The organism is Methylobacterium jeotgali (genome assembly GCF_022179345.1).
Lineage (GTDB): Bacteria > Pseudomonadota > Alphaproteobacteria > Rhizobiales > Beijerinckiaceae > Methylobacterium > Methylobacterium jeotgali.
Map to the genome: position 1 here is coordinate 23,738 of NZ_BPQR01000027.1, position 12,296 is coordinate 36,033.

14 protein-coding genes are annotated in these 12,296 nt (G+C 72.6%); 3 read left to right on the forward strand and 11 right to left on the reverse strand.

What is annotated here, in order from left to right; all coding sequences use genetic code 11:
- The first annotated feature begins 89 nt into the window (after positions 1 to 89).
- On the forward strand, positions 90 to 482 hold the full coding sequence (locus tag MFF04_RS08180) for a DUF2794 domain-containing protein (protein ID WP_238274966.1): 393 nt from the start codon (positions 90 to 92) through the stop codon (positions 480 to 482).
- An 84-nt stretch (positions 483 to 566) separates the two neighbouring features.
- On the opposite strand, the gene MFF04_RS08185 is transcribed toward MFF04_RS08180, so the two are convergent.
- From MFF04_RS08185 to MFF04_RS08195, 3 genes are all read right to left on the reverse strand, one after another.
- Positions 567 to 1,334, reverse strand: coding sequence for a Bax inhibitor-1/YccA family protein (locus MFF04_RS08185; protein ID WP_238274967.1), 768 nt, complete (start codon positions 1,332 to 1,334; stop codon positions 567 to 569).
- A 308-nt stretch (positions 1,335 to 1,642) separates the two neighbouring features.
- Complete coding sequence (locus MFF04_RS08190; RefSeq protein WP_238274968.1) at positions 1,643 to 4,225, reverse strand: ABC transporter permease; 2,583 nt, start codon at positions 4,223 to 4,225, stop codon at positions 1,643 to 1,645.
- Between the two features lie 9 nt (positions 4,226 to 4,234).
- Complete coding sequence (locus MFF04_RS08195) at positions 4,235 to 4,924, reverse strand: ABC transporter ATP-binding protein (RefSeq protein WP_238274969.1); 690 nt, start codon at positions 4,922 to 4,924, stop codon at positions 4,235 to 4,237.
- A gap of 63 nt (positions 4,925 to 4,987) precedes the next feature.
- Here MFF04_RS08195 and MFF04_RS08200 point away from each other — a divergent pair, with 63 nt between their 5' ends.
- Positions 4,988 to 5,728 (forward strand): arylesterase, encoded by a 741-nt coding sequence (locus tag MFF04_RS08200; protein WP_441338607.1) that lies wholly within the window; start codon positions 4,988 to 4,990, stop codon positions 5,726 to 5,728.
- Positions 5,729 to 5,733: 5 nt separating this feature from the next.
- Positions 5,734 to 6,270 carry an RNA 2',3'-cyclic phosphodiesterase gene (gene thpR / locus MFF04_RS08205; RefSeq protein ID WP_238274970.1) on the forward strand — a complete coding sequence of 179 codons (537 nt, stop codon included), beginning with the start codon at positions 5,734 to 5,736 and terminating at the stop codon, positions 6,268 to 6,270.
- Positions 6,271 to 6,274: 4 nt separating this feature from the next.
- On the opposite strand, the gene coaA is transcribed toward thpR, so the two are convergent.
- The 8 genes from coaA to MFF04_RS08245 all read right to left on the reverse strand — a co-directional run bounded on the left by coaA (position 6,275) and on the right by MFF04_RS08245 (position 12,216).
- Complete coding sequence (gene coaA, locus MFF04_RS08210; RefSeq protein WP_238275074.1) at positions 6,275 to 7,267, reverse strand: type I pantothenate kinase; 993 nt, start codon at positions 7,265 to 7,267, stop codon at positions 6,275 to 6,277.
- Positions 7,268 to 7,302: 35 nt separating this feature from the next.
- Positions 7,303 to 7,626: a phosphoribosyl-ATP diphosphatase gene (locus tag MFF04_RS08215; RefSeq protein WP_238274972.1), complete on the reverse strand. Its 324-nt coding sequence runs from the start codon at positions 7,624 to 7,626 to the stop codon at positions 7,303 to 7,305.
- A gap of 159 nt (positions 7,627 to 7,785) precedes the next feature.
- Complete coding sequence (gene hisF, locus MFF04_RS08220; RefSeq protein ID WP_238274973.1) at positions 7,786 to 8,565, reverse strand: imidazole glycerol phosphate synthase subunit HisF; 780 nt, start codon at positions 8,563 to 8,565, stop codon at positions 7,786 to 7,788.
- A 3-nt stretch (positions 8,566 to 8,568) separates the two neighbouring features.
- Positions 8,569 to 9,324 (reverse strand): 1-(5-phosphoribosyl)-5-[(5-phosphoribosylamino)methylideneamino]imidazole-4-carboxamide isomerase, encoded by a 756-nt coding sequence (hisA, locus tag MFF04_RS08225; RefSeq protein ID WP_238274974.1) that lies wholly within the window; start codon positions 9,322 to 9,324, stop codon positions 8,569 to 8,571.
- Between the two features lie 26 nt (positions 9,325 to 9,350).
- Complete coding sequence (gene hisH, locus MFF04_RS08230; RefSeq protein WP_238274975.1) at positions 9,351 to 10,001, reverse strand: imidazole glycerol phosphate synthase subunit HisH; 651 nt, start codon at positions 9,999 to 10,001, stop codon at positions 9,351 to 9,353.
- Positions 10,002 to 10,032: 31 nt separating this feature from the next.
- Positions 10,033 to 10,515 carry a DUF2628 domain-containing protein gene (locus tag MFF04_RS08235; RefSeq protein WP_238274976.1) on the reverse strand — a complete coding sequence of 161 codons (483 nt, stop codon included), beginning with the start codon at positions 10,513 to 10,515 and terminating at the stop codon, positions 10,033 to 10,035.
- A 47-nt stretch (positions 10,516 to 10,562) separates the two neighbouring features.
- Complete coding sequence (gene hisB / locus MFF04_RS08240) at positions 10,563 to 11,150, reverse strand: imidazoleglycerol-phosphate dehydratase HisB (RefSeq protein WP_238274977.1); 588 nt, start codon at positions 11,148 to 11,150, stop codon at positions 10,563 to 10,565.
- A 190-nt stretch (positions 11,151 to 11,340) separates the two neighbouring features.
- Positions 11,341 to 12,216 (reverse strand): S-methyl-5'-thioadenosine phosphorylase, encoded by an 876-nt coding sequence (locus MFF04_RS08245; RefSeq protein WP_238274978.1) that lies wholly within the window; start codon positions 12,214 to 12,216, stop codon positions 11,341 to 11,343.
- Positions 12,217 to 12,296 lie beyond the last annotated feature (80 nt).

Below are 12,296 nucleotides of genomic sequence, written 5' to 3' on the forward strand. Positions count from 1 at the left end.
CGTATCCCCTGCGCCACGGCACGGCGCCTTGCGGCCCGGGGCGGCGGGCCCCATCATCGAGCCAGCGAAGCATTCCGGATGGAGAGCCGATGAGCGAGCGGTCGAGCGCCGAGCCCCGACAGAGCGAGCCCGCCGCCGCGGCGTCGGTGGTCCCCTTCCCCGGCCCCCGCAGCGCCTCCGCCCCGCCCCCGCAGGTCGCGTTCGACCGCAACGAGTTGCGCACGATCTTCAACCTCTACGGCCGAATGGTCGCCGAGGGCGAGTGGCGGGACTATGCCCTCGACTTCCGCCGGGACAAGGCGGTGTTCTCGATCTACCGGCGCAGCTCCGAGGTGCCGCTCTACCGGATCGAGAAGGATCCGAAGCTCGCCCGCCGCCAGGGCGCCTACGCGGTAGTCGCCGCGACCGGGCTGGTGATGAAGCGCGGCAGCGACCTCGCCCGCGTGCTCGGCGTGCTGGAGAAGCCCCTGCGGGCGGTGTGAGGCCGCCCGCCACGGCCCCGCGCCAAGGAAAAAGCCCCGGCGGTCTCCCGCCGGGGCTCTCTCGTTCCGGGTCTGGTGCTGGCTCTAGCGGCGGTCGCCGAGGAGGGTCAGCAGGAACTGGAACATGTTGATGAAGTCGAGGTACAGCGTCAGCGCACCGTTCACGGAGAGCTTGGCCGCACCCTCGGCATCGGCGCCGGAGTAGAGGAACATCTCCTTGAGCTTCTGCGTGTCGTAGGCGGTCAGCCCCGCGAAGATCAGGACGCCGAGCACCGAGATCGCGAACTGCAGCGCGCTCGAGGCCAGGAAGATGTTCACGATCGAGGCGATGATGATGCCGATCAGGCCCATGATCAGGAACGAGCCCATCCCCGAGAGGCTGCGCTTCGTCGTGTAGCCGTAGAGGCTCAACGCGCCGAAGGTGGCCGCGGTGATGAAGAACACCCGCACCACGCTGGCGCCGGTGAACACCAGAAGCAGCGTCGACATCGAGGCGCCCATCACCGCCGCGAAGGCGAAGAAGGTCAGCCGCGCGGCCGAGGCCGACATCCGGTCCATCCGCATCGTGAAGATGAAGATGAAGGCCAGGGGGGCCAGCATCAGCACCCACTTCAGCGGGCTCGTGTAGAGCATCTGCCCGAACGGCGTCAGGGCGAGCTTGCCCGTCGCCGTCTGGGCGGTCGCGGCCATGTTGAGGCCGAGCGCCACCAGGCCCGAGATGCCGAGCCCGACGACCATGTTGTTGTAGACGCCCAGCATGAACGCCCGCAGGCCCTGGTCGACCTCGACCTGGCTGCCGGCGTATCCGGGGGCCTGGGCGCCGTACCGGAAGGGGCTGTTGTCGAATGCCATGAATGGTGTCCCTTGAACGATTCCCTTCGGGTGAGCGCCCGGCCGGAGGGCCGGAGGCTCGCGCGGGGTCTCTGGCACCGTTCACACCCGATGCCTCAGCGCGGAATATGTTGCCTCGCTGCATTCCAAGCAAGACCCGTGACGCTTGCGCAGGGCCGCTTTTCGAGGTCGAACCGCAATGTTTTTCTCGGGGCGAGCGAGGATTAAACGCGGGTAACCTTACGTAAGGCTCGTCTCCAGGTTCGGGATCGCGGCGCCCGCCGCTTTAGACCGGTTAAAGCCTTCGCGACGACTCGGAGCCCGAACGATCAGAACTGGCGCAGGTAGGGAGCCGGCTTCTGCCCGAGGATCCGCCAAGTCCCGGCGAGCCCTGCCGCGACCGCGAGCAGCACCGCGAGCCCGGCCGCGAGAAGCGCGCCCGACAGGTCGAGGGTGAAGGGCAGGCGCATCACCCGCGTGACGATCACCCAGCCGGCGAGCCCGCCGGCCAGGAGCCCGAAGGCCGCGGTGACGAGCCCCAGCGCGAGGTACTCCAGGGCGTAGGCCGAGAGCAGGCGGCGGCGGTCGGCCCCGAGCACCTTCAGCACCACGGCGTCGTAGAGCCGGGCCCGGTGCCCGGCGGCCACCGCACCGGCGAGCACCAGCAGGCTCGCCAGCACCGCGACCGCGCTGGCGCCGCGGATCGCGGTGACGAGGCGCCCGACGAGATCGCTCACCGCCTCCAGTGCCTCGCGCACCCGCACGCCGGTCACGGAGGGGTAGGTCTTGGCGGTCGCGCGCAGGATCGCGGCCTCGGCGGCGGGATCGGTGCCGCCGGGGAGCGTCAGGGTGGCCAGGTCCGAGTGCGGCGCCCCCCGGAAGGTGGCCGGCGAGAATACCATCACGAAGTTGATGCCGAGCGAGCGCCACTCGACCTTGCGCAGGTTGGCGATGCGCGCCGTGATGGGGCGGCCGAGCACGTTGACGGTGACGGCGTCGCCGATCTTGAGCTCGAGCTTGGCGGCGAGCTCCGCGTCGAAGGAGACGAGGGACTCGCGCTCGTCCGCGCCCCACCAGCGTCCCTCGACGAGGGTCGAGCCCTCCGGCATGTCGGCGGCGTAGGTGATGCCCCGGTCGCCGTCGAGCACCCAGGCGGCGTCCTCCGGCGGGCGGATGCGCTCGGCAGGCGTGCCGTTGAGGGCCACGATCCGCCCGCGCATCATCGGCACGCGCTCGATGCGGCCGGTAGGAGCCTGCCCGCCGAGGAAGGCGTGGAAGCCCTCCGCCTCGCTCGCCGGGATGTCGAGGAAGAACAGGTTCGGCGCCGAGGCCGGCAGCGTCCCCGTCAGGGCGCGGCGGACGTTGGCGTCGATGAGGCTCAAGGCGACGAGAAGCGTCACGCCGAGGCCGAGGGAGAGCACCACGGAGGGCGTCAGCGCGCCGGGGCGGTGGAGGTTGGCGAGCGCCATGCGCGGGGCCGCCCGCTTCGGGTGCGGCAGGCGCTTTGCCAGCGCCATCAGCCCGAGGCCGACGAGGCGCAGCGCCCCGAAGGCGAGACCGGCGGCGGCGATGAAGATCAGCGCCACCCGCCGGTCGAAGGCGGTGGCGACGGCGAGCCCTGCGAGCGCGGCGAGCGCCAGCACTAGGACGATGCGGTAGCGCCAGCGCACCCCGCGCCCCGCCGGCTCGACCCGGTCGCGGAAGAGCCCTGAGACCGGGATGTCGTGGGCGCGCCCGAGCGGCGTCACCGCGAAGGCGAGCGCGGTGAGGAGCCCGTAGGCGGCGGCCAGCGCCAGCTCGCCCGCGGCCAGCCGCGGCTCCAGGGGCAGAGGCAGCTGCGCGGCGAACAGCGCGTCGATGGCGAAGGGGATCGCGGCGCCGACCGCCAGACCGATCCCCGTGCCGATGCCGGCGATGAGCATCACCTGGGTCAGGTAGAGGTTCACCACCGCCGAGCCCGGCGCGCCGACGCTCTTGTAGGTGGCGATGGAGCCGCGCTTGCGCTCGACGAAGGCGTGGACGGCATTGGCCACGCCGACGCCGCCGACGATCAGCGCGGTCAGCCCGACGAGGGTGAGGAACTGCGTGAAGCGCTCGATGCTCTTGGCGAAGCGCGGGTCGGCGTCGGAGCGCGCGCGCATCTCCCAACCCGCCTCCGGCACCGCCTTGGCGATGCGTGCGGCGCTCTCGGCGAGCTCTGCGTCGGTGGCGCCGGGCTTCTGGAGGCGGTAGCTCCAGCGGTTGAGGCTGCCCGGCCGCACCAGCCCGGTGGCGTCGAGCGCCTCTTGCGAGACGAGGAGGCGCGGGCCGAAGCCGATGCCGTTGGCGATGCGGTCGGGCTCCGAGACGAGGGTGGCGCGAATCTCGACCGGCGTGCCGGCGAGGCTCACCCGGTCGCCGGCCTTGAGGCCGAGGCGCGCCAGCAGTGCCGGGTCGGCGACGGCGCCGAAGGTTGCGTCGCGCCGGGCGAGGAGATCGGGGAGCGGGGCGGCCGGATCTGTGACGAGGGGGCCTGCGGCGGGATAGGTCCCGTCCACCGCCTTCAGCTCGACCAGCGCCGCCGCGCCGTCGCCGGCCACCGCCATGGCCCGCAGGGACGCGACCACGGAGACGGGGCCTTCCGCCGCGAGCGCCGCGCGCTCGGCCTCGGTCGCCTGCCGGTTGATGAGGCTGTAGCTGAGATCGCCCCCGAGGATGCGCCGGCCCTCGCGGCCGAGCCCGTCGGTGAGCGAGCGCGACACCGAGGCGACCCCGGCGATCGCGGCGACGCCGAGCGCGATGCAGAACAGGAACACGACGAAGCCCGAGAGCCCGCCGCGCAACTCGCGCAGCGCGAGGCGCAAGGTGAGCGGCAGGGGGCTCCGGCGCGGCGGCTGGCGCCGCGCCTCGGGCGTCCCGAGGGTTCCGTGCATCGCCGTGCCTCAGGCCGGGATTCCGGCCTCGATCCGCCCTGCGCGTACCCGCACGGTGCGGTCGCAGAGCCGGGCGAGGCCGGGATCGTGGGTGACGAGGACCAGGGTGGCGCCCCGGTCGCGCTTGAGGGCGAAGAGCAGGTCGACGATGCCGGCCCCCGTCGCCTCGTCGAGGTTGCCGGTGGGCTCGTCCGCCACCAGGATCGCCGGATCGGGCGCGATGGCCCGGGCGATGGCGACCCGCTGCTGCTCGCCGCCGGAGAGCTGGGCGGGGTAGTGGTGCAGCCGCTCCCCGAGGCCGACCGCGCGCAGCTCCTCGGCGGCCCGTTCGTGGGCGTCCGCCCGGTCGGCGAGCTCGAGAGGGAGCGCGACGTTCTCCAGCGCCGTCATGGTCGGAACGAGGTGGAAGGCCTGGAAGACGATGCCGATGCGCCGGCCCCGGAAGCGGGCGAGCGCGTCCTCGTCGAGGCCGCCGAGATCGGTGCCCTCGACCCGGATCGATCCGGAATCCGGCCGCTCCAGCCCGGCCATAACCATGAGCAGCGTCGACTTGCCCGAGCCCGAGGGGCCGACGAGGCCGACCGCCTCCCCGCGCCCGACCTCCAGGGAGACGCCGCGCAGGACGTGGACGCGGGCCGCGCCCCGGCCGAGGCTCAGCTCGATCCCGGAGAGGGCGATGGCGGGGTTGCCGGCGGTCACGCGGGGACCGATCTGTGCGCGGGGACGGGCATGGGGTTCACGAGAGTTGGAGACCGATCTTCGATGCTGCGGCGGATGGATGCGAGGCTCGCGGGGCGCCGCGACGGGAGGGGTGCGGGCGATATGGGCCGCCAAGCCGGCGGCCGCCATCGGGGCGTTCTCGGGCTTCTGGTCGCGCTGATGGCTCTCTTTGCCGCAGCGGCGGCGGGCGCCGCAACCGCCGACGAGAAGGGCCGGCCTCTGAAGCTGGTGGCGCTCGGCGACAGCCTGACGGCGGGCTACCAGCTTCCCGCGGCGGCGGCCTTCCCCGCTGTGCTGGAGCGCACGTTGCGCGCCAAGGGCTACGACGTCTCGATCGCCAACGCGGGCGTCTCCGGCGACACCACCACCGGCGGCCTCGACCGGCTCGACTGGTCGGTGCCCGAGGGCACGGACGGGGTGATCCTGGAGCTCGGCGCCAACGACATGCTGCGTGGCACAGACCCGGAGGTGCCGCGGAAGGCCCTCGACACCATCGTTTCGCGGCTCAAGGCCCGCGGCATCCCGGTGCTGCTCGCCGGGATGCGCGCCTCGGCCAATCTCGGGCCGGACTACGTGGCGAAGTTCGACGCGATCTACCCGACCCTCGCGGAGCGCTACGGGCTCGTGCTCTACCCGTTCTTCCTGGAGGGCGTCGCCGGCGAGGCCTCCCTCGCCCTGCCCGACCGGCTGCACCCGAACGCCAAGGGCGTCGAGGGCATCGTCGCCGGCATCCTGCCGACCGTCGAGATTTTCTTGAGGCGCCTCCAGGGGGCGGAGCGGTAGCTCAAGTGCCCCGGCTGTTCACGGCGCTCGCCGTCCCGGAGGCCATCGGGCAGACGCTCGCGCTGCACCGGGGCGGCCTGCCCGGCGCCCGCTGGATCGAGCCGGGCGACTACCACGTCACCCTGCGCTTCCTCGGCGACGTCTCGCTCGATCTCGCCGAGGATCTCTGCGCGGCGCTGGCCGAGGCCCGCCCCCGTCCGCCCGTCGAGATTACCCTCGACGGGCTCGCGAGCTTCGGCGGCGATCGGCCGCGCGCGGTCTTCGCGGCCGTGGCGGCGAGTCCCGACCTCCTCGACCTCCAGGCCGAGCAGGAGCGCCTCGCCCGCCGGGCCGGCGCAGAGCCGGAGCGGCGCAGGTTCACGCCCCACGTGACGCTCGCCCGGCTGAACCGCTCCGCCCGCCCCGAGGACGTGGCGATGTTTCTCTCGGGGACGGCGCTGGCGCCCGTGCGCTTCACGGCGCGGGAGGTGGTGCTCTTCTCCGCCCGCGCCTCGACGGGCGGCGGGCCCTACGTGGCGGAGGCGGTCTTTCCCTTCGCCTGAGGCCTCACAGCCGCCGCAGCGCCACGCTCTCGATGCGGTGGCTGGCGCCCTTGGCGAGGATCAGGCTGGCGCGCTGGCGGGTCGGCAGGATGTTCTCGCGCAGGTTCGGCAGGTTGATCGTGCTCCAGAGCCGGTCGGCGACCTCAAGCGCCTCCGCCTCGCCGATCTCGGCGTACTTGCGGAAGTAGGAGCGCGGGTCGCGGAAGGCGGTCTGGCGCAGCTTCATGAAGCGCGTCACGTACCAGCGGTGCAGGTCGTCCTCGTGCCCGTCGAGGTAGATCGAGAAGTCGAAGAAGTCCGAGACGAAGGGAATGGCGGTGCCGTCCCGCGGCAGCCGCGCGGGCTGGAGCACGTTGAGGCCCTCGACGATCAGGATGTCGGGGCTCTCCACCACCCGCTCCTCGCCGGGCACCCGGTCGTAGACGAGGTGGGAGTAGACGGGCGCCGCCACCCGCTTGTGGCCCGCCTTGATGTCGTGGAGGAAGCGCAGCAGGGCCGCGGTGTCGTAGCTCTCAGGGAAGCCCTTGCGGTCCATGGCGTCGTGGCGGGCGAGCTCCGCGTTCGGCAGCAGGAAGCCGTCCGTGGTGATGAGGTCGACCTTCGGGGTGTTCGGCCAGCGGGCGAGCAGCGCGGCGAGGACCCGCCCCGTGGTCGACTTGCCGACCGCCACCGAGCCCGCGAGCCCGATGATGTAGGGGACCTTGGCCTCGCGCTCGGCGAGCAGGAAGCGCTGCGTCGCCTTGAACAGCCCCTGCGTCGCCGCGACGTAGAGGGAGAGCAGGCGCGAGAGCGGCAGGTAGATCGCCACCACCTCCTCGACCGAGATCGGGTCGTTGAGGGATTGCAGGCGCTCGATGTCCCCGGCGGTCAGCGTCAGGGGCGTGTCGGCGCGCAGCTGCGCCCATTCCTCCCGGCGGAACAGGCGGTAGGGCGAGAGCCGCTCCGGCCCCTGCCCCGTCACCGGGTCCTGGCCGGGCCCCGGATCGGGCTCCGGCAGCGGGCCGGCGACCGGCGCCGCATCGTCGAGGCCCGTCACGTGTGGCGCCTCGCGGCCTTCTCGGCGAGCCCGCTCTGCGCGGTGCGGCGGGCGAGTTCCGCCATCACCTCGTCGAGGCCGACGCCGCCGGCCTTCAGCACCACGAGGAGGTGGTAGAGCACGTCGGCCGCCTCCGAGACGAGGCCGGCGCGATCCCCCTCGACGGCGGCGATGGCCGCCTCCACCGCCTCCTCGCCGAGTTTCTTGGCGGCCTTCCCCGGCCCGCCCGCGAGGAGCTTCGCCGTGTAGGAGGTCTCGACGGGAGCCGCCGCGCGCTCGGCGACGAGGGCCTCGAGGTCTTGGAGGGTGAAGTCCGTCATCGGGGATGGTTCATCGGTCCGGCGGGGCAGGCACGGGAGACAGTTCTCCGATCCGAGCCTGCGTCAAAGCCGGCTACCCGGCAAGGCGCCGCCCTGACAATCCCGTGCGATCCGCAGCGGCCTTGAAAACCCGCCCCGAGCCCGTGGATTGCGGGGCTTTCAGCACGGATCGAGCCGCATGGAGAGCCCGGCACGGGCCATGTGGGCCTTGGCCTGCCCGACGCTCGCCTCGCCGAAATGGAAGATCGAGGCGGCGAGCACGGCGCTGGCGCCGCCCTCGCGCACGCCCGCGACAAGGTCGTCGAGGCCGCCGACGCCGCCGGAGGCGATCACCGGCACCGGCACCGCGTCGGCGATCGCCCGCGTCAGCGCGAGGTCGTAGCCCGAGCGGGTGCCGTCCTTGTCCATCGAGGTGACGAGAAGCTCGCCCGCGCCCTTGCCCGCCACGAGTCGGGCGAACTCCACGGCATCGATCCCGGTGGGGCTGCGCCCGCCATGGGTGAAGATCTCCCAGCGGGGTTCCTCGCCGGCCACCGAGACGCGCTTGGCGTCGATCGCCACGACGATGCACTGGTCCCCGAACTTCTCCGCCGCCGCCGCCACGAGATCGGGGTTCTTCACGGCGGCCGTGTTGATGCCGACCTTGTCCGCGCCTGCGAGCAGGAGCTGGCGGACGTCCGACACCGTGCGCACGCCGCCGCCGACGGTGAGCGGCATGAAGCAGGCCTCCGCCGTCCGGCTCACCACGTCGAGGAGCGTGCCGCGGGCCTCGTGGCTCGCGGTGATGTCGAGAAAGCAGAGCTCGTCGGCGCCGGCCGCGTCGTAGGCCTTGGCGGATTCGACCGGATCGCCGGCGTCGCGCAGCTCGAGGAACTGCACGCCCTTGACGACGCGCCCGTCCTTGACGTCGAGGCAGGGAATGATGCGGGTCTTGAGCACGGATCAGCTTCCGGCAGTCGGGGCGCCGCCCTTCGCCCGGGCGATGGCGGCGAGCGCCTCGGCGGGGTCGATGCGGCCGTCGTAGAGGGCGCGGCCGGTGATGGCGCCGGCGAGCAGCGCGCAGTCCGGCTGGAGCAGGCGGTGCACGTCCTCGATCGAGGCGAGGCCGCCCGACGCGATGACGGGGATGCCGACGGCTTGCGCCAGCGCCAGCGTCATCTCGATGTTGAGGCCCTTGAGGATGCCGTCGCGGGCGATGTCCGTGTAGATGATCGCGGCGACGCCCGCGTCCTCGAAGCGGCGGCCGAGCTCTTCGGCCGTCATGCTGGAGGTCTGCGCCCAACCCTCCACCGCCACGCGCCCATCCTTGGCGTCGATGCCCACCGCCACCCGGCCGGGATGCAGACGCGCGGCCTCGCGCACGAAGGCGGGGTCGCGCACCGCCGCGGTGCCGATGATGACCCGCGCGACGCCCTTCTCGAGCCAGCCCTCCAGGGTGCGCATGTCGCGCACGCCGCCGCCGAGCTGCACCGGAAGGCGCACCCGGCGGAGGATCGCCTCGACAGCGCCCGCGTTCATCGGCGCCCCGGCGAAGGCGCCGTCGAGGTCGACGACGTGCAGCCAGGGGAAGCCCTGCTCCGCGAAGCTCTGCGCCTGCGCGGCCGGGTCGTCGTTGAAGACCACGGCCTGGGCCATGTCGCCCTGGACGAGACGGACGCAGCGGCCCTCCTTGAGATCGATCGCCGGAAACAGGATCACGCGGGAGACTCTTCGGGTTCGGTGGATCAGGGGCGCCAGCGTAGGAAGTTCGCGATCAGCGCGAGGCCGAGATGCTGGCTCTTCTCCGGGTGGAACTGGGTGCCGGCGAGGTTGTCGCGGGCGACCATGGCGGTGACGGCGCCGCCATAGTCGGCCTCAGCCACCACGTCCTCCGGCCGCTCGGGCGAGAGCGCGTAGCTGTGCACGAAGTAGGCGTGCAGCCCCTCCGGGATGCCCTTGAGCAGCGGGTGCGGGCGGGCGCGGACGAGCGTGTTCCAGCCCATGTGCGGGATCTTGAGGGCCGGATCGTCCGGGCGGATCGGGCCGACGTCGCCGGGGATCCAGCCCAGGCCCGGCGTGACCGCGTATTCGAGGCCGCGGCTCGCCATGAGCTGCATGCCGACGCAGATGCCGAGGAAGGGACGGCGCTTGCCGATCGCCGCCTCGGTCATGGCCTCGACCATGCCGGGCACGGCATCGAGGCCGGCGCGGCAGTCGGCATAGGCGCCGACGCCCGGCAGCACGATCCGGTCGGCGGCGGCGACCTCGGCCGGATCGCCGGTCACGCGGATCGAGGTGCCGTCGAGCCCGGCCTCGCGGGCGGCCCGCTCGAAGGCCTTGGCCGCCGAGTGCAGGTTGCCCGAGCCGTAGTCGATGATCGCGACGCGCTCGCTCACAGTCTCTCCGATCCGTTCCTCGCGGGAGCCCTCACCGGCCGCCCTCGCCGAACGGGTAGAGGCCGACGATCGGTCCCGCCGCCCGCGCCGTGGCGCCGGGGGGCGCGACGGGGACCGGGGGCGTCCGGTCCGGATCGAGCCAGCGGGCGAGCGCCTTCATCTCGGCCTCGGTGGCGTTGGCGGCCAGGAAGGCGTCGCGGGCCGGCCGCCCGGAGCGCTGGAGCGTCCAGCGGCGCAGGCTCGACGCCTCGAGCCCGATGAGCAGGTGCAGCAGCAGCAGCACGACGGTGATCGCCCCCGGCGCGAGGCCGAGCAGCCATCCGGCGACGAGCGCAGCCGCCAGCCCGGCGATGACGACGAGCGCCGCGATCCAGAGCCGGTGATAGAGGAACCAGAGCGCGCCAAAGACGAAGGCCGTCCAGGAGAAGCCGTCCGGCACCAGGACCGCCCGCTCCAGGCCGTGCGGCTCGCCGGGCCGCGCGTCCGCCGGCGGATGGAAGGTGTAGCTGCGCATCGCCGTCTCCCTTCTGGCGCTCGCCCGCGGCGGGCGGAGCGCGTGCTTCAGAGCGACCCCTTCGTGGAGGGCACGCGCCCGTCCTCGCGGGGATCCACCGCCACCGCCTGCCGCAACGCCCGCGCCAGTCCCTTGAAGCAGCTCTCGGCGATGTGGTGGGAGTTGTCGCCGTAGAGGGTCTCGACGTGGAGCGTCAGCCCGGCGTTCATAGCGAAGGCCTGGAACCACTCGCGCACGAGCTCGCTGTCGAAGGCGCCGATCTTCTCGGTGGGGAAGCGGGTGCGGAACACCAGGAACGGCCGGCCCGAGACGTCGACGGCGACCCGCGTCAGCGCCTCGTCCATGGGCAGGTGAATGTCGGCGTAGCGGCCGATGCCCCGCTTCTCGCCGAGCGCCTTCAGGAAGGCCTGGCCGAGCGCGATGCCGGTATCCTCGGTGGTGTGGTGCTGGTCGACATGCAAATCGCCCGTCACCTTCGCCTCAATGTCGAACAGCGCGTGGCGGGCCAGGAGCTCCAGCATGTGGTCGAGAAAGCCGACCCCCGTCGACACGGCGGCGCAGCCGGTGCCGTCGAGGGCGACCGTCACGCTGACGTCGGTCTCCGCCGTGCGGCGGCTGATGCTGGCGGATCGCATGCTCGGGCTCGTCCGGGAAAGGCCGCCTTCTAGTCCGGAAACACCCGCGCGGAAAAGGGTTTGCCCGCGCGAATGATGAATGCCCGCGCGGATCGCTTTCGCTGATCCGGCGATCGCCGAAAGCGAGCCGCGCTTGTGTTGAGCCGCATTGTCTGGCGCCGAACCGGAAGCCACTTCGGCGGACGATGCTCTATCCGTTCAGGACGCGGCCGGCCACCGCGTCGAGCTTGGCGAGCAGCGCTGGGTCGCGCTGGGCGGGGGCGGTCATGATGGCGCCGTCGAGCGCCCGGTGCGAGCCCGCGGGGCAGTCCTCGCGCTCGGCGGGGAAGTCGCGGGCGAGGCGTGCCACGAGCCGGGCGGCCCGGTCGGCGTTGGCGCGGGCCACCGCGATCACCGAGGCGACGTCGACGGCGTCGTGGCCAGGGTGCCAGCAGTCGAAGTCCGTGACCATGGCGATGGTGGCATAGGTGATCTCGGCCTCGCGGGCGAGCTTGGCCTCGGGCATGTTGGTCATGCCGATCACGTCGAAGCCCTGCGCCTTGTGGAAGGCCGACTCGGCGAAGGTCGAGAACTGCGGGCCTTCCATGCAGACATAGGTGCCGCCCCGCTGCACCACGATCCCCTCGGCCTCCGCCGCCGCGGCGATGCGCTTCTGCAGGCCCGGCCCGACCGGATGGGCCAGAGAGACGTGGGCGACGCAACCGTTCCCGAAGAACGAGGAGGCGCGGGCATGGGTCCGGTCGACGAACTGGTCGACGAGTACGAACAGGCCCGGATGCAGCTCCGCCCGGAACGAGCCGCAGGCGGAGAGCGCGACGAGGTCGGTGACGCCCGCCCGCTTCAGAACGTCGATGTTCGCCCGGTAGTTGATGCCGGACGGCGAGAAGCGGTGGCCCCGCCCGTGCCGGGCCAGGAACACCACCGGCGTATCGCCGATCCGGCCGATGCGCAGGGCGTCGGAGGGCTCGCCCCAGGGCGATTCGATCCTCTCCTCGCGAATGTCCTCGAGGCCCGGCAGGTCGTAGACCCCGGACCCGCCCATCACGCCGAGCACCGCTTTCGCCATGCAGTCGTCTCCCTGTGCTGCCGGCCCGGGACCGGAGCCGTCGGCCCCGGCGAGGCCTGCCTCCGCGCCCCTCCGGGCGG

Bases quoted from the DNA above. Each gene is read 5' to 3' on its own strand.
- MFF04_RS08190 (WP_238274968.1), bottom strand. From the start codon at position 4,225: ATGCACGGAACCCTCGGGACGCCCGAGGCGCGGCGCCAGCCGCCGCGC.
- hisB (WP_238274977.1), bottom strand. From the start codon at position 11,150: ATGCGATCCGCCAGCATCAGCCGCCGCACGGCGGAGACCGACGTCAGC.
- MFF04_RS08185 (WP_238274967.1), bottom strand. From the start codon at position 1,334: ATGGCATTCGACAACAGCCCCTTCCGGTACGGCGCCCAGGCCCCCGGA.
- MFF04_RS08200 (WP_441338607.1), top strand. From the start codon at position 4,988: ATGCTGCGGCGGATGGATGCGAGGCTCGCGGGGCGCCGCGACGGGAGG.
- MFF04_RS08245 (WP_238274978.1), bottom strand. From the start codon at position 12,216: ATGGCGAAAGCGGTGCTCGGCGTGATGGGCGGGTCCGGGGTCTACGAC.
- MFF04_RS08180 (WP_238274966.1), top strand. From the start codon at position 90: ATGAGCGAGCGGTCGAGCGCCGAGCCCCGACAGAGCGAGCCCGCCGCC.
- MFF04_RS08235 (WP_238274976.1), bottom strand. From the start codon at position 10,515: ATGCGCAGCTACACCTTCCATCCGCCGGCGGACGCGCGGCCCGGCGAG.
- MFF04_RS08215 (WP_238274972.1), bottom strand. From the start codon at position 7,626: ATGACGGACTTCACCCTCCAAGACCTCGAGGCCCTCGTCGCCGAGCGC.